This is a genomic window from Actinosynnema sp. NPDC020468, assembly GCF_040642015.1.
Lineage (GTDB): Bacteria > Actinomycetota > Actinomycetes > Mycobacteriales > Pseudonocardiaceae > Actinosynnema.
Window position 1 is genome coordinate 90,835 of sequence record NZ_JBFAEO010000022.1, and the last position, 23,967, is coordinate 114,801.

The following is a 23,967-nucleotide window of genomic DNA, read 5'->3' on the forward strand; positions in this document are numbered from 1 at the left end:
ACCGTCTGGTAGCCACTCCGCCGCGTGGGAGGTAAACCGGTGACACGCCAGTTCAGCACGGTCGGGGTCGTGGGTCTCGGCACCATGGGCGCCGGCATCGCGGAAGTGCTCGCCCGGACCGGCCTCACCGTCGTGGCGGTGGACGTGGACGAGGAGGGACTGGCGCGCGGACGCGGTCACCTGGACCACTCCACCGGGCGCGCGGTCGCCAAGGGCAAGCTCTCCGAGGCCGACCGCGACGCCCTGCTCGCCCGGATCGGTTACGCCACGTCACTGGACGCGCTGGCCGGCGCCGACCTGGTCATCGAGGCGGTGCCCGAGCGCATCGAGTTGAAGGCCGCGGTGTTCGCCGAGCTGGACCGGATCTGCGGGCCGGACACCGTGTTCGCGTCCAACACCTCCTCGCTGTCGATCACCGAGATCGGCGTGCACACCGGGCGGCCGGGCAAGGTCGTCGGCCTGCACTTCTTCAACCCCACCACGGTGCTGAGGCTGGTCGAGGTGGTCCGCACGGTGGTCACCGAGCCGGACGTGGTGGCCGACGTGGTGGCGTTCGCGGAAAGCCTCGGCAAGTCGCCCGTCGTGATCGGCGACCGGGCCGGGTTCATCGCCAACGCGCTGCTGTTCGGCTACCTCAACCACGCCGTGCGGATGTACGAATCCCGTTACGCGACAAGGGAAGACCTCGACGCGGCGATGCGCTTCGGCTGCGGCTACCCGATGGGACCGCTCGCGCTGCTCGACCTGATCGGCCTCGACACCGCGTTCGAGATCCTGGACACGATGTACCACCAGTCGCGCAACCGGCTGCACGCGCCGGCGCCGCTGCTCAAGCAGATGATCACCGCGGGCCTGCTCGGTCGCAAGAGCGGCCGCGGCTTCTACACCTACGACGGTCCGGACTCGCCGGTCGTGGTCCCCGACGTGCACACGCCCGTCGCGGCGGACGAGGGCGAGTCGTCCCGCGAGGTGCGGCGGGTCGGCGTGATCGGCACCGGCACGATGGCGACCGGCATCGTGGAGGTGTTCGCCAAGCGCGGGTACGACGTGGTGCTGCGGGCGCGGTCGGCGGAGAAGGCCGACGCGGCGGTCGGCACGGTGCGCCGGTCGCTGGAGAAGTCGGTCGCGCGCGGCCGCCTGTCCGAGGCGGACCGGGATGCCGCGCTGGCCCGGGTGACGCCGGCCGTGGAGTTCGAGGGGTTGGCGGACTGCGACCTCGTGGTGGAGGCGGTCGCCGAGGACCTCGCGGTCAAGAGGGCGGTGTTCGAGGCGCTGGACGGCGTGTGCAAGCCGGGCGCGGTGCTCGCGACCACCACGTCGTCGCTGCCGGTGATCGAGTGCGCCGCCGCGACTTCCCGACCGGGTGACGTCGTCGGCCTGCACTTCTTCAACCCGGCGCAGGTCATGAAGCTGGTGGAGATCGTGGAGACGATCGCGACCTCCGCCGACGTGGTGGCGACCGCGCGCCGGGTGTGCCTCGACCTCGGCAAGCAACCGGTGCACTGCGGCGACCGCGCCGGGTTCATCGTGAACGCGCTGCTGTTCCCGTACCTCAACGACGCGGTGAAGATGCTCGAGGCGCACTACGCCGCGGCCGACGACATCGACAACGCGATGAAGGTCGGCTGCGGTCTGCCGATGGGCCCGTTCGAGCTGCTGGACGTGGTGGGGCTGGACGTGTCGCTCGCGATCGAGCGGACCCTGTACCTGGAGTTCCGCGAGGCGGGCTTCGCGCCCGCGCCGCTGCTGGAGCACCTCGTGACGGCCGGTCGACTGGGCCGGAAGACGGGAAAGGGCTTCCGCGACTACACCTGATGGCGCGCGCGGCCGGCGCGTTTGGCATCGTGGAGCCATGCGGCGTGCTGTGATTTCGCTCCTGGTTGCTGTCCTCGGGCTGTCGAGCGCCTGTGCCTACAAGGTGAACGGCACACCGCTGTCGGCGCAGGCGCTCGACATCGACCCGCCGTTCACCTCGGCCGTGCCGGAGCCGACCGACTCGCAGGACCCCAGCACGTCGGTCGACCCGAGCGCCACGACCTCCGACGTCGGCGACATCTGCGGGTTCGTGGGGTGGAAGGACCTGCCCTACGACGTGCCGGACAAGAACGCCAAGCCGTCGGAGACCGGGTACGACCCGAAGTACGACCAGTCGTGCAAGTGGCAGACCCACGTGGACGAGCTGGACGTGGGCGTGACGCTGCGCTTCCGGGCCGGTCGGACGATCAAGCTCGACCAGAGCAGCGGCGAGTTCGACGTCAACGGCCGCAAGCTCACCTACTTCGACCGGACCACGGACACCACGGTGCAGCCGTCCTGCGTGCTCGTCATGGACTACGCGGGCGGCGGCATCGGGATCATCGTGATCGACGGGACGTCGCGGTACGGCGCGATCTGCGACCAGGGCAAGAAGGTCGCCGAGGCGCTGCTGGCGAAGGAACCGTCCTAGCCGCAGCACCCGCCACCGCAGCACCCGCCGCCACCGGTCGCGGGCGCGGAGGCCTTGCCGGCCAGGCCGACCATGGACAGCAGCTTCACCGTGTCGTCGTGGCCGTGCGGGCAGGTCGCGGGGTCGGACGCCTCCGCGATGGGACGCTTGACGTCGAACGTCGAACCACAGGCCTTGCAGCGGAACTCGTAGGTCGGCACGGGGTCATTGTGACCGGCCGGTCGGCAGCAGCACCAGCACGGGCACCAGGACGACGCTCGTCACCGCCACGAGGGTGACCACCGGCAGCGCGTGCGCCCACCCGAGCCCGGCGGCGGCGAGGTGCGTGCCGGCGAACGGCACCAGCCAGATCCGGGTGTTCGGCCGGAGCCACACGGACGCGAGTACCGAGCCGGCGGTGATCAGCAGCATCGTGCACACCGCCAGGCGCACCCCGTGGCGGATCCGGACGGTCGGTCTGTCGATCGGCGGCACGTCCCGGAGAACGGGCAGCAGCGTGATCGCCACTTCGACCAGCAGTAACAGGGTAACCACGATCCGTTGCCACTTGCGCACGCCCTGGACCGTAGGGGATCACTCGAACGGGTGCCGGTTTACCCTCGGTTCCGTGCCACGCCGCAATCGCCCGAAGCGCGCCGACGACCCGAGTCCACCCGGCGGTCACGCCTGGGCGAGAGCGGAGACCGGGTCGGACGGCGAGTGGCTGGTACGCGCGGTGTCGGGCGCGGGCACCACGAAGACCTACCGCTGCCCGGGCTGCGACCACGAGATCCGCCCCGGCACGCCGCACCTGGTGGCGTGGCCGGCGGGCGAGTACGGCTCCATCGAGGACCGCAGGCACTGGCACCAGTCGTGCTGGAACGCCCGAACCCGCCGAGGCCCCACCTCCCGCCGCTGGTGATCTTCGCCCGCTGCTCCTCACCCGGCGATCCCCGCCCGCTGCTCCCCGCCCGCTGATCTTCGCCAGGCGACGTTCGTCTGCCGATCTTCGCCGGAGTGGGTGTGTTGCGCGAAAAAGTAAAGCGCTGTGGGGTAGTTTCGGGGTTCCGATCAAGATCGAGGGGGCGGCGTGGGCGTTCCGGAATGGGCCGTCGGGTTGTTCGGCGGGCGGGCGGAGGAGATCGGGCGGCGGTTGGTGCGGGCGTTGACCGACGCCCATCAACGGGGGTTGATGGCGCAGGAAGGCGCGCACCTCAAGACCAAGCACGCCTACGGCGGCGCGTGGACCGCCAAGTACGAGTTGGTGGTGGAGGCGTTGCGGGAGTTGCCCGGCGCCGAGGTGTTCCACCCGCACGGCGCGCACTTCGACCTGGTGCGGTTGGACGGCGCGGTGCTGTTGCCGTTCCGGCACGCGACCACGTTGTCCGTGCCGATCGGCGAGGCCAAGGTGACGACGAAGGTCCCCCGGCGCTTGGGCGAGGAGTTCCAGCCCCGGCTGCCGGAGTTGACGTTGTTCGACGTCGAGCGGGCCGAGGAGCCCGAGGACGCGGCGGAGGACGGCGACGGCGGTGCCGGGGAGTTGATCGACGTCGACACCCCGGTCGTGTACGTCGGGTTCGTCTGCAACGCCGGCAGCGACCGGTTGTTGGGCGCCTGGTGGGGCCTGGCCCCGCACCGCGACGCGGAGGGGAAGCTGTGGTGGACGCCGTCGGCCCTCCCGCTCTCCGCCCCCACGCCGCTGACCCTGGCCGGCGCCACCGGACCCGGCTTCGACCAGGGCGAGTTGCCGCTGGTGCCGGTGAAGTCGAAGGTCGACCCGGTCGATGCCCGTCGGCGGTGAGGTTCCCGACGCGGTGCGCTGGGCGTTCGACCCCGCGCGGCTGACCCAGGCCCGGCACCTGGCGGGCGTGACGAAGAAGGCGCTCGCCGAGGCGATCGGCGTGACGGCGGCGGCGGTAGGGCAGTACGAGGTGGGCGCGTCGAGGCCACGCCCCGACCTGATCCCCTTGCTGGCGCGCGAACTGGACGTGCCGCCGGAGTTCTTCGTCGCCGGCCGCCCGCACGGCAGGCTGGACACGTCCACCGCGCACTTCCGCAGCCTCCGCTCCACCCGCGCCTACCAGCGGGCCAAGGCCATCGCCTACACCGAGCAGGCCTGGGAGTTGGTGAACGCGCTGGAAAAGCGCGTCGACCTGCCCCCGGTCGACCTGCCGGGCGTCGACACCGACGACCCGCAGGCCGCGGCCCGCACCGTGCGCGCGCACTGGGGCCTGGGCGGCGGCCCGGTGACGCACCTGGTGCGCCGCCTGGAAGCGCACGGCGTCGTCGTGCTGACCCCACCCCGCGACCCGGACGCCGACTCGGTCGACGCGTTCTCCACCACCCGCCTGACCCGCCCGATCGTGGTGCTGACCCGCAACCGCGCCGACGACGTCCACCGCCACCGCTTCACCGCCGCGCACGAACTCGGACACCTGGTGCTGCACCACGAGTCCGCCGTGCCGGGCGACCCGGCGCGGGAGCGCGAGGCGGACGCCTTCGCCGCCGAGTTCCTCACGCCGCGCGACAGCATCCTGCCCGCGCTGCCGAAGCGCGTGGACCTCAAGCACCTCGCCGACCTGCGCCGGACGTGGGGCGTGTCGGTGCACTCGCTGGTGTACCGGTGCCGGGAACTCGGCCTGATCTCGGACTCGGCCGCCGGCCGCGCCTACCAGCGCCTGCACGCGCTCGCCGACACACCGGGCTTCGCGCCGGAACCCGTCGACACCTTCCCCGGCGAGCTGCCGAGCCTGCTGGCCAAGGCGTACGAACTGGCGTGCGCGCACGGCCTGGACCTCGCCGAACTGGCCACCGAGCTGTCCTGGCACCCGGCCCGGGTGCGGGAGCTGCTCGGGGTGCGGGCCGGTCGACCGGTGTTGACGTTGGTGGAATAGGGCTCCTTTCGGGAGGTTGGTGTGCACCGGCACACCGCCGAGTCCGGGGCGCAGGATCCACGCCTGCGGTGACCCGGGAGCGCCCCGCCCCGCAGCGGTGCTCGCCGGCGGTTGAGCGGGACGTCGTGCGCCCGCGCGGGTGCGGGCTTGCCCGACCGGCGCCCCAGCCGGAGCCGAGTGCCGGGCCACGGTCCGTGCCGCGGGAAGGCCGGGTGGGGCCGCCTAGCATCGGGGTGGACGCGGTGGCGTGGTGGGAGGACAGGGCGTGGGCGAGGTGCGGATCGGGGCCAACACCGTGTTGCCCGCGGTGCGGGAAGCGGTGACGTTGGTGACCGCTGACGGGGTTCGGTTGGTGGGGGAGTTCTCCCTTCCGGTCGACGGGGAGGTGCGCGGGGTGGTGGTGCTGTTGCACCCCTTGCCCACGCACGGCGGGATGATGGATTCGCACCTGCTGCGGAAGGCGGCGTGGCGGTTGCCCGCCCTGGCGGGGTTGGGGGTGTTGCGGTTCAACACCCGGGGCACCGCCAGCGCGGCTGGGCGCAGCGAGGGTGCGTTCGACCACGCCGTCGGCGAGCGGTTCGACGTGGCGGCCGCGGTGGACTTCGTGGTGGGGCGCGGCTTTTCCCCGGTGTGGTTGGTGGGCTGGTCGTTCGGGACCGACCTCGCGCTCATGCACGGGTGCCGGGACGAGGTGGCCGGCGCGGTGTTGATCTCGCCGCCGTTGCGGTGGAGCACGGCCGCGCACCTGCGGGCCTGGGTGGGGCGCCGCGTGGTGTGCCTGGTGCCCGAGTTCGACGACTACCTGCCGCCGGTGGACGCCAGGCGGCGGTTCGGTGTGGACCTCCCCACCGCGGACGTGGTCGAGTTCGCCGGCGCGCGGCACCTCATGGTCGGGCAGTCCGACGAGGTGCTCGACGCCGTCGTGTCCGCGGTGCTGCCCGAGGTGTCCACACCTCTGCCGCGCACCTGGTCCGGCCCCTGTGAGCAACGTCAGGTCGTCATCGGCACCCCCTGACGCCACAGCAGGATCGGGTGACCGTCGATCAGGACGGGCTCGCCCGCGTGCGCGAAGCCCAGCTTCTCCGCGACGCGCTGGGAGGGCTCGTTCGCCACGTCCGTCTGGATGATCACCGGACGGGAGGGGCGTTCCCGGTTGGCCCAGGCGATGGCCGCGCGCGCCATCTCCGGTGCGTAACCCCGGCCCCAGTGCTCGGGCCGGAACCGGTAGAACAGGTTGAACGCCTCCTCGCCGTCGAGGACCTTGTGGCGCAGCCCGCCGAAGCCGATGACCTCCTCCGACTCCGACAGCACCACCGCCCAGTAGCCGATGCCGTCCTTCTCCCAATCGGCCAGCCACTCCTCCAGCACCGCGCCCGTCGCCTCCGGAGTCGGCGGGCCGTACGGGTTGAAGAGGTTGGTCTCCGGGTCGGACATCACGGCCACCGCGGCACGCAGATCACCCGGGCGCACCCGCCGTAGCAGGAGCCGGTCAGTGCGGATTTCACCCGGGTTCGAGGTCATGGGTGCGAAGGTAATCAGGGGGTCCGACAATTTCGGGGTGGACAACCTGCCCCTGGTACTGCTGCACGCGTTCCCGCTCGACTCCCGGATGTGGGACCCGATCCGCCCCGAACTCGCGCCGATCACCCCTGACCTGCGAGGACGTGGTCGGACACCGGACCTGGCGGCGTTCGCCGACGACGTGCTGGAGCTGATCGAACCACTCGGACGAGTGATCCTCGGCGGCTGCTCGATGGGCGGCTACGCGACCATGGCGGTGTTGCGCCGGGCACCGGAGAAGATCGCCGGGATCGTGTTCGCGGACACCCGCGCGACCGCCGACACCCCGCAGGCGAGGGCGAACCGCCTGGTCATGGCGGACCGGGTGGAGGCGGAGGGCGTCGGCTGGGTTCCGGACGCGGTGCTGCCCGGGCTCCTCGGGCCCGACCCGACCGCGACCGCCGTGGCCGCGCTGAGGGAGATCGTGCTGGACCAGGACCCCGCCGAGGTGGCGTGGGCGCAGCGCGCGATGGCCCGCAGGCCGGACTCGACCGAGGTGCTGCGAGGGCTGGACGTGCCGGCGTTGGTGCTGGTGGGCGCGCACGACGCGGTCACGCCGCCGGACCAGGCGCGCGCGTTGGCCGGGTTGCTGCCGAGGGCGGATTACGTCGAGCTGCCGGACGTGGGACACCTGACGCCGGTCGAGGCGCCGGAGGCGTTCGCCGCGGCGGTGCGCGGGTGGGCTCAGCGCTTGCCGGACTGAGCCCTCGTGCCGGGACGGGCGATCTTCTGGGTGGGACCGTCGCCCCGGGGCTTCGCGGCGGCCGGACGTGGCGCGGACTTCGGCTGCGCGGTCGGCTCGTCGGCCACCGGCTCGGCGGACGGCGCCGCGGCCGGGGTTTCGGGCGCCGCGGCGGGTTCGGCCTGGGCCGCGGGCTCTGCGGCCGGGGTCGCCACGGCGGGCTGGACCGGCTGCGGCACCACCTGCTGCGGCGCGTGCGGCTGCACGGCGGGCTGTGGTGCCACCGGGGACTGCGGAGCGACAGGCTGCTGTGGCGGCGGACCGGCCTGGTGGGGCGGCGCGACCGGGGGACGGGGCGCCTGCCGGACCGGCGGCTTCTCCTCCTCCAGCGGATCCAGCAACGGCGTGACCTCGTGCAGCGCGGTGCGGACGTTGTGCAGCTGCTGGGAGAGCCGGTTGCGCAGCTGCTTGAGCGACTCCACCTTCTGGGTGGCCGCGCCGACCCGGCGGTTGGACTCCTCGGTCGCCTCGCGGACCCGGCGGTTGGCCTCGTCCGTGGCCTCCTGCACGCGCGCGGTCGCCTCGGACACCGAGTCGTGGCGGCGGCGGTTGGCCTCCTCGGTGGCCTCCCGGACCAGCCGGTTGGCCTCCGCGTTGGACGCGGCCTGCTCCTGGGCGATCTGCGCGCGGATCCGGGCGGCCTCCTCGGTCGCCTCGCGCACCCGCCGGTCCGCCTCGGCCTTCGAGGACGCCTCGGTCTCGGCCAGCGTCGTCATCGACTCGACGCGCCGGGCGGCCATCGCGATCTCGAAGTCCTCCTCGACGGTGGTGCGCCGGGTCAGGGACTCCTCGTCCAGCCGGGTCGCCTCGTCGCGGGACGTGCCCACGATCCGCTCGGCCTCGGCGCGCGCCTTCTCCAGCACGCCCCGGTGCTCGGCCTCCATCTCGGCGCGCCGCTGGTCCAGCTCCTCGATCAGCTTCTCGTACCGGGAGCGCAGCGCGCCCGCGTCGGCCTCGGCCTTCGCCCGGGTGTGCCCGCTCTCGGCCTCGGCGCGCGCCTTGATCTCGTTGGCCTCGTCCTGGGCCAGCCGCAGCATCCGCTGCAACCGCTCGCTCAAGCCCTCCAAAGTGGTGGGCGGCAAGGACAAGCGGTCGACCTGGCCGCGCAGCTCGCCGACCTCGAGCCGGGCGGCCTCCAACTGCCGCGCGAGGTCGTTGGTCTGCGACACCGCCGCGTCCCGGTCCGCGGCGAGCAGCCGGAGGTCCGAGTCGAGGCGTTCCAGGTGGTCGTCGACCTGGCCGCGGTCGTAGCCGCGTTTCGCGGTGTCGAAGCCGATTCCCAGGGGGACGAGGTCACGGTCGTCGGCGAGGCCCATGGGTTCACGCTACCCGCTACCGCACCGCGGCCGGCACCCCACCGGCCGCAGTGCGAAGCGGATTCGCTTTATACGCCGCGGAAACGGTTGATTTCGGTCACGTGTCGCGCGCGCAGTTCGTGATCGACCACACCGAGGCCTTCCTCGGGCGCGAGGCACAGCACGCCGACCTTGCCCTGGTGGGTGTTGCGGTGCACGTCGTGGGCCGCCTGGCCGGTGTCGGCCAACGAGTACACCTTGGACAGTGTGGGGTGGATCTTCCCCTTGGCGACGAGCCGGTTGGCCTCCCACGCCTCGCGGTAGTTCGCGAAGTGCGAGCCGATGATCCGCTTGAGGTTCATCCAGAGGTACCGGTTGTCGTACTGGTGCAGGAAACCGGAGGTGGACGCGCAGGTGACGATCGTGCCGCCGCGCTTGGCCACGAACACCGACGCGCCGAACGTCTCGCGGCCCGGGTGCTCGAACACGATGTCCGGGTCGTCGCCGCCGGTCAGCTCGCGGATGCGCGCGCCGAAGCGCTTCCACTCGCGCGGGTCCTGCTCGTGCTCGTCCTTCCAGAACCGGTAGCCCTCGGCGGACCGGTCGATGATCAGCTCGGCGCCCATCCGGCGGCAGATCTCCGCCTTCTCCGGCGACGACACCACGCACACCGGCGTCGCGCCGCCGTTGAGCGCGAACTGGGTGGCGTACGAGCCGAGTCCGCCGGACGCGCCCCAGATCAGCACCGTGTCGCCCTGCTTCATGGCGGCGCCGTTGGTCGACACGAGCTGGCGGTACGCGGTGGAGTTGACCAGGCCGGGCGACGCGGCCTCCTCCCACGTGAGGTGCTTGGGCATCGGCATCAACTGGTTGGACTTGACCAGCGCCAGGTCGGCCAGGCCGCCGAAGTTGGTCTCGAAGCCCCAGATGCGCTGCTCGGGGTCGAGCATCGTGTCGCTGTGCCCGTCCGGGTGCTCCAGCTGCACGTCGAGGCAGTGCGCGACGACGCGGTCGCCGGGCTTCCACGCGCCGACGCCCGGCCCGACCCGCAGCACCACGCCCGCGAGGTCGGAGCCGACCACGTGGTAGGGCAGGTCGTGCCGGCCGCCGTACTTCTTGAGGAACCCGAACGTGGACACCGGCTCGAAGATCGACGTCCACACGGTGTTGTAGTTGATCGCCGACGCCATCACGGCGACCAGCGCCTCGCCCGGGCCCAGCTCCGGTGTCGGGACCTCGTCCAGGTGCAGCGAGCGGCGCGGGTCCTTGTCCCTGGTGTCCAGCCCGTGGAACATGTCCGCCTCGTCGGCGTGCACCGTGACGCCGCGGTAGCTCTCGGGCACGTCGAGCGAGGCGATCGCGTCCGGTTCGTCGGCCAGGATCGCGTCGAGGATCTTCTGCACGGCGTTCCCTCCCTATCCGGGGGTCTTCGGGTTGCCGGAGGTTACCCACCGGTAACCGATTCAGACCCCGGGCGTGTGAGGTATCGCACTGCCGTTTCGCCTGATCGGGTGTCCCGCGTCAGTGGCTCTCGGCGGGCTGCACCAGTTCCACCAGCACACCTCCGGCGTCTTTCGGGTGCACGAAGTTCACCCGGCTGTTCGACGTGCCCCGCTTGGGCTGTTCGAAGAGCAACCGCAGGCCCTTGGCCCGCAGCGCGGCCGACGCGGCGTCCACATCGGACACCCGGTAGGCCAGCTGCTGGAGCCCGGGGCCGGACCGGCCGATGAACTTGGCGATGGTCGACTCCGGGGTCAGCGGCGCGAGCAGCTGGATCGCCGTGCCGGCGCCCGTGTCGCCCGGCGCGCGCAGCATCGCCTCGCGCACGCCCTGCTCCTCGTTGACCTCCTCGTGCGCCACCTCCAGGCCGAAGTGGTCCCGGTGGAAGGCGATGGCCGCGTCGAGGTCGGGGACCGCGATGCCGACGTGGTCGATGGCGGTGACGAGACCGCTCAGTTCTTCCCGCATGAGCTGGGAGGGTAGGCCCGGAATCGGTGCAGCGGGGGCTGTGCGGACCCTCACACGGCTACCGCGCGGTAACCGTGGGTATCGTGGCCAGTTAACAACCGCTTACACCCGTCGTGGAGGCCGCTGTGTCCGGTTCCGTCATCGTCGCCGGGGCCCGTACGCCCATGGGACGACTGCTCGGCTCGCTGAAGGACTTCTCGGGCGCCCAACTGGGCGGCGTCGCGATCAAGGCGGCGCTGGAGCGGGCCGGTGTCGCGCCGGAGCAGGTCCAGTACGTGATCATGGGTCAGGTGCTCACCGCCGGCGCGGGCCAGATCCCGGCCCGCCAGGCCGCCGTGGCCGCCGGCATCCCGATGACCGTGCCCGCGCTCACCGTCAACAAGGTGTGCCTGTCCGGCGTCGACGCGATCGCGCTCGCCGACCAGCTGATCCGCGCGGGCGAGTTCGACATCGTGGTGGCCGGTGGCCAGGAGTCGATGACCCAGGCGCCGCACCTGCTGCCCAAGTCGCGCGGCGGGTTCAAGTTCGGCGACGTGTCGCTTGTGGACCACATGTCGCTGGACGGGCTGTTCTGCGCGTTCGACCAGGTGGCCATGGGCGCGTCCACGGAGAAGCACAACGCCCGCTACGGCGTCACCCGCGAGGAGCAGGACGCGTTCTCCGCGCGGTCGCACCACAACGCCGCCCGTGCCGCGGCCGACGGCCTGTTCGCCGAGGAGATCGCGCCGGTCAGCGTGCCGCAGCGCAAGGGCGAGCCGCTCGTGGTCGACACCGACGAGGGCGTGCGACCGGACACCACGGTGGAGGCGCTGGCCAAGCTGCGCCCGGCGTTCGCCGCCGACGGGACGATCACCGCGGGCTCGTCCTCGCCGATCTCCGACGGCGCGGCGGCCGTCGTGGTGATGAGCAAGGCCAAGGCCGAGGAGCTGGGGCTGACCTGGCTCGCCGAGATCGGCGCGCACGGCGTCGTCGCCGGTCCGGACGCCTCGCTGCACGAGCAGCCGGCGAACGCGATCAAGGCGGCGTGCGCCAAGGAGGGCATCGACCCGGCCGACCTCGACCTGATCGAGATCAACGAGGCGTTCGCGGCGGTCGGCCTGGTGTCCACGAAGCAGCTCGGCGTCGCCGAGGAGAAGGTCAACGTCAACGGCGGCGCGATCGCGCTGGGCCACCCGATCGGGATGTCCGGCGCCCGGATCGCGCTGCACCTCGCCCTGGAGCTCAAGCGGCGTGGTGGCGGTGTCGGCGCGGCCGCGCTGTGCGGCGGCGGCGGTCAGGGCGACGCCCTGATCGTGCGGGTGCCCAAGGCGTAGGCGTGTGGCCCGTACCGTCGACGTAGCAGGACTGGTCGACCGCGCGCTGGCCGGCGAGCCGCGCGCGGTCGCCAGGCTGATCTCGCTGGTCGAGACGGCGAGCCCGGTGCTGCCCGAGGTGGCCCGGGCGTTGGCGCCGCACACCGGGCGGGCGTGGGTGGTCGGGTTGACCGGCGCGCCCGGTGTCGGCAAGTCGACCACGACGTCGGCCCTGGTCGGCGCGTTGCGCGCGCGGGGGCAGCGGGTCGGGGTGCTGGCGGTGGACCCGTCGTCGCCGTTCTCCGGCGGCGCGTTGCTGGGCGACCGGGTGCGGATGGGCGCGCACGCCACCGATCCCGGCGTGTTCATCCGGTCGATGGCCACCCGCGGTCACCTCGGCGGGTTGTCCTGGGCGACACCGCAGGCGTTGCGGGTGCTCGACGCGGCCGGGTGCGACGTGGTGCTGGTCGAGACGGTCGGCGTCGGGCAGTCGGAGGTCGAGGTCGTGTCGCTGGCGGACACGGTCGCGGTCTTGATCGCGCCCGGATCGGGTGACGGCGTGCAGGCCGCCAAGGCCGGTATCCTGGAGATCGCGGACGTGTTCGTGGTCAACAAGTCCGATCGGGACGGCGCGGACGCCACCGCGCGCGATCTCAAGCACATGATCTCGCTGGGTCGACGGGACCGGGCACCGACGTGGCGGCCGCCAGTGGTCAAGGCGGTGGCGTCGTCGGGAGTCGGGGTCGACGCGGTGGTCGGGGCGCTGGACGCCCACCTCGCCTGGATGGTCGAGCACGGCGAGCGGGACCGGCGGCGCGCACGGCGGGCGGCGGGCGAGGTCGAGGCGATCGCGGTGGAGCGGGTGCGGTCGCGGTTCGGCGGGCTGCGCGGTGGGGCGGCGCTGGACGTGCTGGCCAAGCGGGTCGTGGCGGGTGAGCTGGATCCCTACGCCGCGGCCGACCTGTTGGTGGACGGGGTCGGCTGAGCGCTGGGGTTCGGTGGATTCGGCGTGCCGTGAACCGGGACGGGACGCGGTTGGCGCCTGCCTTGGTGGCGTGGGCCGCGGTCGGTGACGGGGTGCGTGCCGGCTCGGACGGCGGTGGTCGCGGTGCGTGGCGGCCAGGGTCTGGGCGAGGCGCGGTCGGTTTGGTGCGCCCTGGTGGGTGTGCCGGATGACGTGGCGGCCGGTGGGTCGGCGTGCCCTCACGGAGGTGCCGGGCGTGGCCCGGTGGGTTCGGCGTGCCCTGATGAGGGCGTGCCGGGCGCGGGTGGGTTCCGTGCCGTGCGTGGTGATCGCGAGGCGCGGTGGAATGGTGTCGGGGGTGCCCGATAAGCGGGTGATCGGGCCCGCTCCGGGTGGCGGTGTCGCGCGCTCGGGTGGGATTTCCGGCGTCTCGTTTGGACTCGTTCGACAAATGCGCGGGATGCTCGTGTCGTGGGGGTGTCGTGCCTGGTCGGCGGGGCTGTTCCGGATTGTTGCGGTCCCCGTGGGAGGGGTGACCGATTACTTCCTCCTAGTTCGGCGGAGAACGGGGGACTTCCGCCTCTAGCCCCGGGGTGATCGCGCCAAGGAATGTTCAGGACGACGACCCGGGTGACGAAGAGGTGCGATGTACGACTCGGTTGGGCTCGAGGTGCTCTCCCGACAGGAGTGCCTGGAGCTGCTCGGCTCGACAACCATCGGCAGGCTGGTCTTCACCGACCGCGCGCTGCCCATGGTGCACCCGGTGGTGTACGCCCTCGACGGGGAGTCCGTGGTGCTCCGCGTGCCCGAGGGCAGCACCACGCTCGGCGCCCGGGACGGGATCGTGGCGTTCGAGATCGACGAGATCGCCAAGGACCTGTCGCGCGGCTGGTCGGTGATGGCGGTCGGGCACGTCACCGAGGTGCTGGACGAGGCGGTGCTGGACCGGTTGCGGGGGTTGCCGCTCGCGAGTCGGCCGCACGGGCGGGCCGACCACTACCTCCAGGTCGAGCTGGAGGTGCTGACCGGTCGGCGCATCCCGTGACGGCGTGGACCGGATAACCTCTGGTCGGGAGGGTCCGGTGAGTGGTTCCGCCGAGTCGAACGCGACGCGCCTGGACGGGCTGGTGCGCGAGTTGACCGACCGCACCGCCGAGGTGGTCGTCTCGCAGGAGCGGCTGCACCGGTTGCTCGGCGCGGTCGTGTCGCTGACCAGTGACCTCTCCCTGCCCGACGTGCTGCGGCGGATCGTGGAGTCCTCGTGCGGGCTGGTCGGCGCCCGGTACGGCGCGCTGGCCGTGGTGGGCCCGAACCGGCAGCTGCTGGAGTTCACCTACGGCGACGAGCAGCACGCGGGTCACTCCGAGGGCACCGCGTTCGACCCGGCCGCGCCCGGGTTCCTCGGCGTGCCGGTGCACGTGCGGGGTGAGGTGTTCGGCAACCTCTACCTGACCGACAAGGAGGACGGCGCGGACTTCACCCGCGCCGACCAGGAGGTCGTGGTCGCGATCGCCGCCGCGGCGGGCATCGCGATCGAGAACGCCCGGCTCTACGAGCAGTCCCGGCAGCGCGAGGTGTGGCTGCGCGCGTCCAACGAGGTCACCAACGCGCTGCTCACCGGCACCCCGGACCGGGACGCGCTGCGGTTGGTGGCGGTGCGGGCCCGGCTCGCCGCGGACGGCGCGAGCTCGGTGCTGGCGCTGCCCGACCCGAACGGCGAGCTGGCCGTGCGGGTCATGGACGGCGAGCTGCGCGGGTTCGCCGTGTCGCGCGAGGGCAGCGCGAGCCGCGAGGTGTTCGCGACCGGGCGCACGAAGGTGCTCGACCGGCTGCCCGGCCACTTCGACGGCATCGGGCCGGTGGTGATCGTGCCGCTGGCGGCCGGTGACCGGGTGCTCGGCGTGCTCGTGGTGGCCCGCGCCCGCGACCGGGCGGGGTTCGACCCCTCGGACGTGTCGCTCGTGGAGTCGTTCGCCCGGCAGGCCGCGCTGATCCTCGAGTTCACCCGGGCGACCGGCGCGAGCAGACGGCTGGCGGTGCTGGAGGACCGCGACCGGATCGCGCGCGACCTGCACGACCTGGTGGTGCAGCGGCTGTTCGGGCTCGGCCTCGGGTTGCAGGGGCTCAACGGGCTGGTCGAGCAACCGCTCGTCGCGGACCGGTTGGCGGACTTCGTCAGCGAGGTCGACCAGACGATCCGGGAGATCAGGCGCACCATCTTCTCGCTCCAGGAACCGCCCGCGGGCTCCGCGAGCCTGCGCGTGCAGCTGATGCGCGTCGTGCAGGACTCCAGCAGACTGCTGGGCTTCGAGCCCGTGCTCGCGGTGGACGGGCCGGTGGACTCGGTCGTGCCCGACCAGGTGCGGCCGGACCTGCTGGCCACGCTGCGCGAGGCGCTGGCGAACGCGGCGCGGCACGCGGAGGCGAAGAAGGTGGAGGTCGAGGTGGTCGTGGACCGGGCCGGGACCCGGTTGACGCTGGTGGTGCGGGACGACGGCGGCGGGTTGCCGACCGGTCGGGCCAGGCACACCGGAGGGTTGGTCAACATGGCGGCGCGCGCCGGCCGGTGGAACGGCACGTGCGCGGTGGACTCGGCGGAGGGGCGCGGTGTCACGGTGACGTGGTCCGTCCCGCTGGGATCCGGGTGAGGGGAAGGGACCCATGTCCATCTCGGTGCTGCTCGTGGACGACCACGAGATCGTCCGGCGCGGTCTCCAGCAGTTGCTCGCGGTCGAGGCGGACATCACCGTCGTCGGCGAGGCGGAGAGCGCGGCGGCGGCGGTGGCCGCGGCGGCCGAGCACAAGCCCGACGTCGCGGTGATCGACGTGCGGCTGCCCGACGGCGACGGGGTGACCGTGTGCCGGGAGATCCGGTCGGTCGTGCAGCCGCCGCCCGCGTGCCTGATGCTCACCTCGTACTCGGACGACGAGGCGCTGTTCGGCGCGATCATGGCGGGCGCGGCCGGGTACATGCTCAAGCAGGTGTCGGGCAACGACCTGGTGTCGGCCATCCGCACGCTCGCCGACGGCGGTTCGCTGCTGCACTCGGGCGTCACCGCGACCGTGCTGCAACGGTTGCGCGGCGGCCCGGTCGAGGACCCGCGCTACGCGGCGCTGAGCCCGCAGGAGCGGCGGATCCTCGACCTGATCGCCGAGGGCCTCACGAACCGGCAGATCGCGTCCCGGCTGTACCTGGCGGAGAAGACGGTGAAGAACTACGTGTCCTCGCTGCTGCACAAGCTGGGATTCGACCGCCGGACCGAGGCCGGTGTCTACGCCGCGCGACGGCGGCAGACCGGCGGTTCCGGGTTGTAGCGGTGGATCAGAAGACGCGCGGCAGCACCGGGGTGGTGGTGGCCGAGCGCTTCGCCGACGGCGCGGTCGGGTCGGGCAGGCCGATGCCCTCGCAGGTCAGGTCCTTCGTCGGGACCTTGCCGTCCACCAGGTACGCCTCCACGATGTCGTCGACGCACTTGTTGCCGAACCCGAACGCGCCGTGGTCGCCCTCGTTCTTCACGGTCAGCAGCCGGGAGCCGGCGAACTTCGCGTGCGCCTCGCGCGCGCCCTCGATCGGCGTCGCCGGGTCGCGCTCGGTCTGCACCATCAGCACCGGCGGGACGCCCTTGCCGGTCGGCTTCCTGAGTTGCAGCGCCGGCCGGTCCCAGAACGCGCACGCGGCGGTGATCTGGTAGTAGCCGATCAACGGGTACTGCTTGCCGAGCCGGTTGGCCTCGTTGACCAGGTACTGCCGGTTGCCGTTGAACTTCGTGTCGTTGCACAGGATCGCGTTGCCCGTGGCGTCCGCGGCGTCGGCGTACTGCGGGTCCGCGGCGCCGGCCTTCGCGACGGCGGCGACGGCGCCGGCGAGGGCCTGGGTGTCCGCGGACTCGCTGCCCGCCTGCGCCAGGGTTTGCGCCGCGGTCGCGAAGTTGTACTTGCTGTACATGCCGCCGATCAGCACGAAGTCGAGCTGCGGTCCGTCGAACAGGGTGCCGCCGGGCAGCCGGATCGGGTTCGTGACCAGCTTGGCGCGGGTGGCCTCGTAGGTCTGGCGCACCTGCTCGGCGGTCCCGCCGAGGTGGTAGAGGCCGTCGTACTTCGCGACCCACGGCGTGAAGTCGGTGCGGAACCGGCGTTCGAAGGCGTAGGGGAAGTTGTCGAAGACGTCCTGCCACGTGCTGACGAAGTTCGTGTTCGAGTCGAGCACGAACCTGTCGACGCGGTTCGGGAAGTACGTGGCGTAGTAGGCGCCCATCCACGTGCCGCCCGAGTAGCCGAGCCAGCTGATCTTCTCCCGACCCAGGAGGTGCCGCAGCAGGTCGAGGTCCTTGACGGTCTGCTCGGTGTTGACCACCGCGCCGTACTCGCCGCCCTTGACCTGGCAGGAGGTGGCCTCGAACTCGGCCGCGTCGTAGAGCAGCTTCAGGTTGGCCTTGCTGCGGTCGCGCGGATCGGTCACGTCGAGGTGGTTGAACCCACCGCAGGTGAGGTTGGTCGACGCGCCGGTGCCCCGGACGTCGATGCCGACCAGTTCGACGTTGTCCACCAGCCTGGCGTGGTCGGTGAACGCCAGAGGCAGGTCGCGGCCGGGCGCGCCGGGACCGCCGGGGTTGGTGAGGACGGAGGTCTTGGCCGGCGTGGTGCGCTTGAGCCGGCTGACCGCGATGGTGATCTTCTTGCCGTCGCCGACGCGGTTCCAGTCGCGCGGCGATCGGAAAGTGCCGCATTCCAAGGCTTCCGAGTTCGCGATGTCGGCGCACGGACCCCAGGTGATGGTCTGATCGGCGTACTGGGCCGGGAGCTTCTGCTCCTGTGCCTGGGCGTACACCGGTAAACCGGCTGCCAACAGGGTCGCGGCGGTCACGGTCACGGTGATTCTTCGCATCGTTTTCCCCTCGCAGGAACGGAGGGCTACACCCCACCCTTCGGCCGGTCGCGCGCACAACCGCCTACAGGCCCACTCGCGGAGCAACGAAAGAGTTAGTCCACTCGGCCTCCGGGGAAAGTAAGGTCGGAGGTGTGGGTATGTTCCGGAGGAAGCGGCCGGCCGCGGTCGCCCGTGAGGTCGTGCGGGACCACACCTACGACGACGCGATCCTGGACATCGCGGCGGAGGAGATGGACGCGGGCCACCTGAGAGCGGCCACCACCGTCCTCGCCGAGTGCCGTGACGAACCCGAGGTCCGCGCGTTGCGGGTGGAGGTGCTGGGCGAGCACGCGATCGGGCACGCCGACGAGCTGTCGGACCTGGCCAAGGCCAACACCGATCCGGACCTGTGGTTGTTGGCGGGCACGGCGTTCATCCGCGAGGCGTGGGCGATCCGCGGTTCGGGCCGCGCGGACAACGTCGGCAAGGACCGCTTCAAGGTGTTCTTCGCCACGCTGCGCAAGGCCGTCGGTCCGTTGCACGAGGCCGCGAAGATCCTGCCGGGCGACGCGGTTCCGTGGGCGCAGTTGCAGACCGCGGGCCTCGGCCTCCAGGTGGACCGCGAGCAGAAGGACGAGGTGTGGCGCGAGATCGCGCGCCGCTGCGCCACGCTGTACCCCGCGCACTGGACCCGGTTGCAGATCCTGGCGACGAAGTGGGGCGGCTCGGCCGAGGAGATGATGGCGTTCGCGCAGGGCAGCGCGGACCACGCGCCGCCGGGCGACCCGGTGGTGGCCATGCTGCCGCTGGCGCACTTCGAGATCTTCCTGGAGCAGTTCGAGGAGGCGGTGCAGGCGCGCAGCGCGCTGAAGATCGCGACGTTGAAGATGCGCTACTTCGGCCGGCACCGCGAGGAGATCGCGGCGGCGGCGGACAAGTGGGGCGCCTCGCCGGCGCGCCCGCACCCGCGTTCGCTCCAGGCGCACAACCTGTTCGCGGCGGCGTTCGCGCTCGCCGACGACGCGCCGCGGGCCAAGCGGCACCTGCTCGGCATGCGCGACCACGTCCACGACGTGCCGTGGTCCTACGTCGCCTACCTCGCGGACGACGTGGAGAAGGAGTACTCGGAGCTGGCGAACAAGTACCTCGACGCGTGAGCGGACGCGGCGCGGGGTCGACCGCGCCACGCCCGCCGGCGGGTCAGCACTTCTGGCGGTAGAAGTACTTCTCGTCGGCCTTGTCCTTGGTGAGCGCGACCAGTTCGGTCTGCACGTCCCGCCGCACGGAGCCGCCCTCGATCGCGGCGACCGCCTGCTCGACGCCGGTGCGGCCGATGGTCGCCGGGTCCTGTGCGATCAACGCCTGCACCACACCGGACTTCAGGTCCTGCACTTGCTTCGGCGACGCGTCGAACCCGACGAGGTTCACCGCGCCGGTGCGCCCGGCGTTGCGCAACCCGGTCGCCGCGCCCTCGCCGGTGTTGAGGTTGGTGGCGAACACGCCCACCAGGTCGGGGTTCGCGGCCAGCGTCGCGGTGACCTTCGACGCGGCCTGGTCCGGCTCGTTGTCGGTGTACTGCTGACCGACGTACTTCAGGTCGGGGTACTTGGTGATCTCGTCCTCGAAGCCCTTGGCGCGCGCGTCCGTGGTCGAGGTGCCGGCCTTGGTGTTGAGCACCAGCACCGAGCCGGGTTTGCCGCCGACGAGGTCCGCGAGCGTGCGCGCGGCGAGCCGGCCGCCCTGCTCGTTGTCCGACGAGATCGTGGACGCCGCGACGGAGGTGTCCTCGAGCCTGGTGTCCACCTCGACCACCTTGATGCCGGCGTCCTTCAACTGCCGCATCGGTCCCGCGAGCGCCTTGTCGTCGGTCGGCGCGATGAGCACGCCGGCGGGTTTGTCCGCCAGCACGCCGGAGACGATCGGCGTTTGCAGCGTGGCGTCGAACTTCGCCGGCGCCTGCACGTCGACCTCGTACCCCTTGGCCTCGGCCGCTTCCCGGAAACCGCACTCCATCGAGATGTAGAACGGTTCGGCGGCCACACCCGGGATCAGCACGAGCTTCTTCTTCGCCGCCGTGCCACCGGTGTCGCCGATCTGCCCGCCACCGCAGGCGGTCAGCACCAGTACGGCTAACAGTGCGAGAACCCTCATCGTCGCGCCCTCCTACCGTTGGTTTCGCGCCCTTCTCCGCGACTGGTCGAACCACACGGCGGCCACCAGCACCACGGCCACCGCGATCGGCTGCCAGTACACGTCCACACCGACGATCACGAACCCCTTGCGCAGCACGGCGGGGATGAACACGCCGAGCACCGTGCCGACCACCGATCCGGCGCCGCCGAACAGGCTCGTACCGCCGAGCACCACACCCGCGATGGCGTTGAGGTTGTCCGTGTCGTGCCCGGTGATCGACGCGACGCGGAAGTACGCCAGCGCCATGAAACCGGCCAGCCCGGCCAGCACGCCCGCCAGCAGGTACACCAGCACGAGGTGCCGCCGCACGGCGATGCCCGCCCGGCGCGCGGCCTCCTCGTTCGACCCGATCGCGTAGGTGTGCCTGCCGAACCGGGTGACGCCCAGGCCCAGCGCGCCCAACGCGGTCACCGCGGCGGCGAGCAGCACCAGGTTCGGCACGCCGAACCACGTGCCGGTGCCCAGTCCCTCGCCGAGCACGTCCGGCACGCCGCTGACGTTCGACCCGCCGGAGAGCAGCTGGCCCGCGCCGAGCGCCGCGCCGAACGAGCCGAGCGTCACGATCAGCGGCGGGATCCGGAACGCGGCGATCAGCACGCCGTTCAGCAGTCCCCAGGCCGCGCCGCTCGCGATCGCCACGACAAGTCCCAACAGGACGGTGCCCCACCCGGCCCGGGTCGCGTCGCCGCCGTTGACCGCGTTCATGGTCAGGGCCGAGGTGACGCCGGAGAACACCAGCACGGAGCCGACCGACAGGTCGATGCCGGACGTCACCACGACGTAGGTCATGCCGACCGACAGCACCAGCAGCACCGACGTCTCGACCAGCGTGGTCTGGAGGGTGAACGCGGTCAGCACCGCGTCCGGCCGCAGCGCGCCGAACACCGCGACCAGCACCAGCAGCACCACGCCGATCCACAGCGTGTTCACGCCCAGCAGCCGCTTCACCGCTCCTCCTGGGTGAGCGCGCCGGTCATCGCGCCGACCAGTTCCTCGACGGTGGTGTCCGCGGCGGTGAACCTGGCCACCCGCCGACCCAGCCGCAGCACCTCGACCCGGTCCGCGACCGCCAGCACCTCGGGCATGTTGTGGCTGATCAGCACCACCGCCAGGCCGCGGTCGCGCACCCGGCGCACCACGTCGAGCACGCGTTCCCGTTGCACCACGCCGAGTGCGGCGGTCGGCTCGTCCATGAACACCAGCCGGCTCGCCCACACCACCGACCGGGCCACGGCCACGGACTGCCGCTGGCCGCCGGAGAGCGACCCGATCGGCACGTCCAGGCTTTGCAGGCTCACGCCGAGGTCGGCGAACGACTCGGCGGCCCGGCGGCGCATCTCCGCGCGGTCCAGCACGCCCAACGCGCCCAGCAGGCCGCGGCGGCGGATCTCCCGGCCCAGGAACAGGTTCGCGGCCGGGTCGAGGTCCGGTGCCACGGCCAGGTCCTGGTACACCGTCTCGATCCCCAGCGCGCGGGCGGCGGTGGGCGAGGGCAGCGTCACCTCCGCGCCGTCGAACGCGATCGTGCCCGAGTCCGGGGTTTCCGCCCCGGACAGGCACTTCACCAGCGTCGACTTGCCCGCGCCGTTGTCGCCGACCAGCGCGACGACCTCACCGGCGTGCGCGGTGAACGAGGCGCCGCGCAGCGCCTCCACCCCTCCGTAGTGCTTCACCAACTCCCGTGCGGCCAATAAGGGTTCCGACACCTCGGGCTCCTCGTCGCTCGACTCCTCAGACCGGCTTCGGCGGTCGGCACCGGATGACGACCAGGTCGCCGGTCAGCCCGACCTCGCCCGCGCCGTGCGGCACCACGACCGTGCTGCCACCGCGCACCTCCAGGTCGCCGACCGTCCCGGAACCCGCCAACACCACCAGGACCGCGAACGACGGCTCCAGCACGGCGGCGCCGGACACGTGCAGCCGGTCGGCGCGGAAGAACGGGTCGGCGTGCGCGTCGAACAGCGGCACCGACGGCCCGGTCAGCCCGCCGGTGCGGCGGACCAGCGCGTCCACCGACCGGCCGCGCAGGTCGAGGCACTCCAGCGCGGTGGCGAACCCGAGACCGAGGTGGCCCGCGCCCTCGTCGGCCAGGAAACCGCGCCACTCCAACGTGATCGAGAAGTCCGTCGGCTGTTGCAGCTCCACGATGAAGACGCCCTCGCCGATCGCGTGCGGCACGCCGGCGGGCACGAACACCGTGTCGCCGGGCGCCACCCGCACCGGGTTCAGCGCGTCCAGCAGCGCCGAGGAGTCCTGTGTGGACACCCACCGCGCGACGGTCGCCGCCGGCACGTCCTCGCGGAATCCGATGTGGACGGTCGGGTCGGCGCCCGTGACGCCGACGACGATCCACGCCTCGGTCTTGCCGTGCCGGCACGACAGGTGCTCGGCGGCGAACTCGTCCGACGGGTGGCAGTGCACCGGCAGCCGCTGACCCGCGTCGAGCAGCTTGACCAGCAGCGCGGTGTCCGGGCCGAACGCGTTGACGTGCTCGTGGCCGAGCCAGGTCAGCGGGTCCGCGGCCACCGCCGAGCGCAGCCACCGCCCGTCCGGCAGTCTGCTGAGCCCGGACTCCTCGTGCCCGAACCGGGTCGTGGTCGACGCCACCCAGTCCTCGGGTCCGCCGTCGCCTGCCGGCAGACCGCGCAACGCCGCGATGGCCGCGCCACCGCGGTAGAACTGCTCCGGCTGGTTCGCCGGCAGTGCGACGGGCTTGTCGTCGCTCACGCCCGCACCTCCCCTGATCCACGTGCCACCAACCGCACCGGCAGCACGACGCGGCGCGGAGGTGCCACGTCGCCGTCCAGCCGGGCGTACAACAGGTCGGCCCCCGCCTTGCCGAGCGCGCTCGCGTCGTGCGCGAGCACGGTCACCGGCGGCGAGAGCAGGTCGGCCAGTTCGAAGTCGTCGAAGCCCACCAGCGCCGGGCGCGGCCGGGACGAGCCCGCCAGCGCGCGCAGCACGTGCACGGTGATCCGGTTGTTGCCGGTGACGACGGCGGTCGCGAGGCCCTCGAGCCGGCGCAACACCCCGGCCACCGACCGCTCGTCGTGCGGTCCCATCACGACCAGGTCGTCGCGCGGTTCCAGGCCGGCGCGCAGGCAGCCCTCGCGGTAGCCGCGCAACCGCTCGGCGGCGGTGAAGATCCGCGGCCGGTCGCCCAGGAACGCGATCCTGCGGTGCCCGTGCGCCGCGAGGTGCCGCACGGCCTCGGCGGCGCCGCCCACGTTGTCCACGAGCACGGTGTCCGCCGCGACGTCGCCCGCCGGTCGGTCCAGGAACACCACGGGGGTGCCGGCGCGCATCTCCGGGAGCAGGTAGCCGTGCTGGACACCGGCGGGGACGATGAGCAGCCCGTCGACCCGGCGCGAGCAGAACTCCAGCGCCAGTTCGCGTTCCCGGGCGGGCTCCTCGTCGGACGACCCGGTGATCACCTGTCGACCGCGCAGCCGGGAGATCTCCTCGACAGCGCGCGTCACCCCGGAGTAGAACGGGTTCGCCACGTCCTCCAGCACGAGACCGATCGTGCCGGTGGACGAGCCGCGGCGCAGGTTGCGCGCGCTGAGGTTGCGCCGGAAGCCGAGTTGGTCGATCGCGGCCAGGACCCGTTCGGCGGTGGCCGGGTGCACGCCCGCCTCGTCGTTCACCACGCGCGAGACGGTCTTGATGCTGACGCCCGCGAGTCGCGCCACGTCGTTCATGGTGGCGCGCCGGACTTTGCGGACGTTGGCCGCACCGGTCGGGGACAACGTTGTCATAGTGGGCGA

25 protein-coding genes are annotated in these 23,967 nt (G+C 72.2%); 13 read left to right on the forward strand and 12 right to left on the reverse strand.

Annotation, left to right across the window (positions count from 1 at the left end; translation table 11 throughout):
* The first annotated feature begins 39 nt into the window (after positions 1 to 39).
* Together AB0G50_RS17735 and AB0G50_RS17740 are read left to right on the forward strand one after the other, a co-directional pair.
* Positions 40 to 1,815, forward strand: a complete 1,776-nt coding sequence (locus AB0G50_RS17735; RefSeq protein ID WP_360109165.1) for a 3-hydroxybutyryl-CoA dehydrogenase — start codon at positions 40 to 42, stop codon at positions 1,813 to 1,815.
* Positions 1,816 to 1,852: 37 nt separating this feature from the next.
* Positions 1,853 to 2,446: a DUF3558 family protein gene (locus AB0G50_RS17740; protein WP_360109168.1), complete on the forward strand. Its 594-nt coding sequence runs from the start codon at positions 1,853 to 1,855 to the stop codon at positions 2,444 to 2,446.
* On the opposite strand, the gene AB0G50_RS17745 is transcribed toward AB0G50_RS17740, so the two are convergent.
* Both AB0G50_RS17745 and AB0G50_RS17750 read right to left on the reverse strand, forming a co-directional pair.
* Positions 2,443 to 2,646, reverse strand: coding sequence for a zinc ribbon domain-containing protein (locus AB0G50_RS17745; protein ID WP_360109171.1), 204 nt, complete (start codon positions 2,644 to 2,646; stop codon positions 2,443 to 2,445). The genes AB0G50_RS17740 and AB0G50_RS17745 overlap by 4 nt on opposite strands.
* 4 nt (positions 2,647 to 2,650) lie before the next feature.
* Entirely contained in the window at positions 2,651 to 3,001 is a 351-nt protein-coding gene (locus tag AB0G50_RS17750) for a hypothetical protein (protein ID WP_360109174.1), read from the reverse strand.
* Between the two features lie 52 nt (positions 3,002 to 3,053).
* On the opposite strand from AB0G50_RS17750, the gene AB0G50_RS17755 reads away from it, so the two are divergent.
* From AB0G50_RS17755 to AB0G50_RS17770, 4 genes are all read left to right on the forward strand, one after another.
* The gene (locus tag AB0G50_RS17755) at positions 3,054 to 3,347 is read left to right on the forward strand and encodes a hypothetical protein (protein ID WP_360109177.1); all 294 of its coding nucleotides are present in this window, start codon (positions 3,054 to 3,056) and stop codon (positions 3,345 to 3,347) included.
* Positions 3,348 to 3,515: 168 nt separating this feature from the next.
* Entirely contained in the window at positions 3,516 to 4,226 is a 711-nt protein-coding gene (locus tag AB0G50_RS17760) for a hypothetical protein (protein WP_360109180.1), read from the forward strand.
* Positions 4,210 to 5,319 carry an XRE family transcriptional regulator gene (locus tag AB0G50_RS17765; RefSeq protein WP_360109183.1) on the forward strand — a complete coding sequence of 370 codons (1,110 nt, stop codon included), beginning with the start codon at positions 4,210 to 4,212 and terminating at the stop codon, positions 5,317 to 5,319. Before AB0G50_RS17760 ends, AB0G50_RS17765 begins: the two co-directional genes overlap by 17 nt.
* Before the next feature lie 265 nt (positions 5,320 to 5,584).
* Positions 5,585 to 6,334, forward strand: coding sequence for an alpha/beta hydrolase (locus AB0G50_RS17770; RefSeq protein WP_360109186.1), 750 nt, complete (start codon positions 5,585 to 5,587; stop codon positions 6,332 to 6,334).
* On the opposite strand, the gene AB0G50_RS17775 is transcribed toward AB0G50_RS17770, so the two are convergent.
* The gene (locus AB0G50_RS17775) at positions 6,310 to 6,840 is read right to left on the reverse strand and encodes a GNAT family N-acetyltransferase (RefSeq protein ID WP_360109189.1); all 531 of its coding nucleotides are present in this window, start codon (positions 6,838 to 6,840) and stop codon (positions 6,310 to 6,312) included. The two genes, AB0G50_RS17770 and AB0G50_RS17775, sit on opposite strands and share 25 nt — an antisense overlap.
* 37 nt (positions 6,841 to 6,877) lie before the next feature.
* On the opposite strand from AB0G50_RS17775, the gene AB0G50_RS17780 reads away from it, so the two are divergent.
* Positions 6,878 to 7,582: an alpha/beta hydrolase gene (locus tag AB0G50_RS17780; RefSeq protein WP_360109192.1), complete on the forward strand. Its 705-nt coding sequence runs from the start codon at positions 6,878 to 6,880 to the stop codon at positions 7,580 to 7,582.
* Here the strand turns inward: AB0G50_RS17780 and AB0G50_RS17785 are convergent.
* From AB0G50_RS17785 to mce, 3 genes are all read right to left on the reverse strand, one after another.
* Positions 7,564 to 8,937, reverse strand: a complete 1,374-nt coding sequence (locus tag AB0G50_RS17785; protein ID WP_360109195.1) for a chromosome segregation protein — start codon at positions 8,935 to 8,937, stop codon at positions 7,564 to 7,566. The genes AB0G50_RS17780 and AB0G50_RS17785 overlap by 19 nt on opposite strands.
* A gap of 68 nt (positions 8,938 to 9,005) precedes the next feature.
* Positions 9,006 to 10,319: a crotonyl-CoA carboxylase/reductase gene (gene ccrA / locus AB0G50_RS17790; protein ID WP_360109198.1), complete on the reverse strand. Its 1,314-nt coding sequence runs from the start codon at positions 10,317 to 10,319 to the stop codon at positions 9,006 to 9,008.
* A gap of 118 nt (positions 10,320 to 10,437) precedes the next feature.
* Positions 10,438 to 10,884: a methylmalonyl-CoA epimerase gene (gene mce, locus AB0G50_RS17795; protein ID WP_360109201.1), complete on the reverse strand. Its 447-nt coding sequence runs from the start codon at positions 10,882 to 10,884 to the stop codon at positions 10,438 to 10,440.
* Positions 10,885 to 11,009: 125 nt separating this feature from the next.
* On the opposite strand from mce, the gene AB0G50_RS17800 reads away from it, so the two are divergent.
* The 5 genes from AB0G50_RS17800 (at position 11,010) to AB0G50_RS17820 (ending at position 16,455) form a co-directional block, all read left to right on the forward strand.
* A complete protein-coding gene (locus tag AB0G50_RS17800; protein ID WP_360109204.1) occupies positions 11,010 to 12,197 on the forward strand; it encodes an acetyl-CoA C-acetyltransferase in 1,188 nt (395 codons plus the stop codon).
* A gap of 4 nt (positions 12,198 to 12,201) precedes the next feature.
* On the forward strand, positions 12,202 to 13,161 hold the full coding sequence (meaB, locus tag AB0G50_RS17805; RefSeq protein WP_360109207.1) for a methylmalonyl Co-A mutase-associated GTPase MeaB: 960 nt from the start codon (positions 12,202 to 12,204) through the stop codon (positions 13,159 to 13,161).
* Between the two features lie 625 nt (positions 13,162 to 13,786).
* Positions 13,787 to 14,185 (forward strand): pyridoxamine 5'-phosphate oxidase family protein, encoded by a 399-nt coding sequence (locus AB0G50_RS17810; RefSeq protein ID WP_360109210.1) that lies wholly within the window; start codon positions 13,787 to 13,789, stop codon positions 14,183 to 14,185.
* A gap of 37 nt (positions 14,186 to 14,222) precedes the next feature.
* Complete coding sequence (locus AB0G50_RS17815) at positions 14,223 to 15,788, forward strand: GAF domain-containing protein (RefSeq protein WP_360109213.1); 1,566 nt, start codon at positions 14,223 to 14,225, stop codon at positions 15,786 to 15,788.
* A gap of 13 nt (positions 15,789 to 15,801) precedes the next feature.
* Entirely contained in the window at positions 15,802 to 16,455 is a 654-nt protein-coding gene (locus tag AB0G50_RS17820; protein ID WP_360109216.1) for a response regulator transcription factor, read from the forward strand.
* Between the two features lie 7 nt (positions 16,456 to 16,462).
* On the opposite strand, the gene AB0G50_RS17825 is transcribed toward AB0G50_RS17820, so the two are convergent.
* Entirely contained in the window at positions 16,463 to 18,025 is a 1,563-nt protein-coding gene (locus AB0G50_RS17825) for an alpha/beta hydrolase (RefSeq protein ID WP_360109219.1), read from the reverse strand.
* Between the two features lie 140 nt (positions 18,026 to 18,165).
* Here AB0G50_RS17825 and AB0G50_RS17830 point away from each other — a divergent pair, with 140 nt between their 5' ends.
* Complete coding sequence (locus AB0G50_RS17830) at positions 18,166 to 19,164, forward strand: hypothetical protein (protein WP_360109222.1); 999 nt, start codon at positions 18,166 to 18,168, stop codon at positions 19,162 to 19,164.
* Between the two features lie 43 nt (positions 19,165 to 19,207).
* Here AB0G50_RS17830 and AB0G50_RS17835 read toward each other — a convergent pair whose 3' ends face one another.
* The 5 genes from AB0G50_RS17835 to AB0G50_RS17855 are packed head-to-tail and all read right to left on the reverse strand — an operon-like array spanning position 19,208 to position 23,901.
* Positions 19,208 to 20,158, reverse strand: coding sequence for an ABC transporter substrate-binding protein (locus tag AB0G50_RS17835; RefSeq protein WP_360109225.1), 951 nt, complete (start codon positions 20,156 to 20,158; stop codon positions 19,208 to 19,210).
* A 12-nt stretch (positions 20,159 to 20,170) separates the two neighbouring features.
* Positions 20,171 to 21,148: an ABC transporter permease gene (locus tag AB0G50_RS17840; RefSeq protein WP_360109228.1), complete on the reverse strand. Its 978-nt coding sequence runs from the start codon at positions 21,146 to 21,148 to the stop codon at positions 20,171 to 20,173.
* The gene (locus tag AB0G50_RS17845) at positions 21,145 to 21,906 is read right to left on the reverse strand and encodes an ATP-binding cassette domain-containing protein (RefSeq protein ID WP_360109230.1); all 762 of its coding nucleotides are present in this window, start codon (positions 21,904 to 21,906) and stop codon (positions 21,145 to 21,147) included. Before AB0G50_RS17845 ends, AB0G50_RS17840 begins: the two co-directional genes overlap by 4 nt.
* Positions 21,907 to 21,931: 25 nt before the next feature.
* On the reverse strand, positions 21,932 to 22,927 hold the full coding sequence (locus AB0G50_RS17850) for a mannose-6-phosphate isomerase (protein WP_360109233.1): 996 nt from the start codon (positions 22,925 to 22,927) through the stop codon (positions 21,932 to 21,934).
* Complete coding sequence (locus AB0G50_RS17855; protein ID WP_360109272.1) at positions 22,924 to 23,901, reverse strand: LacI family DNA-binding transcriptional regulator; 978 nt, start codon at positions 23,899 to 23,901, stop codon at positions 22,924 to 22,926. Before AB0G50_RS17855 ends, AB0G50_RS17850 begins: the two co-directional genes overlap by 4 nt.
* Positions 23,902 to 23,967: the final 66 nt, after the last annotated feature.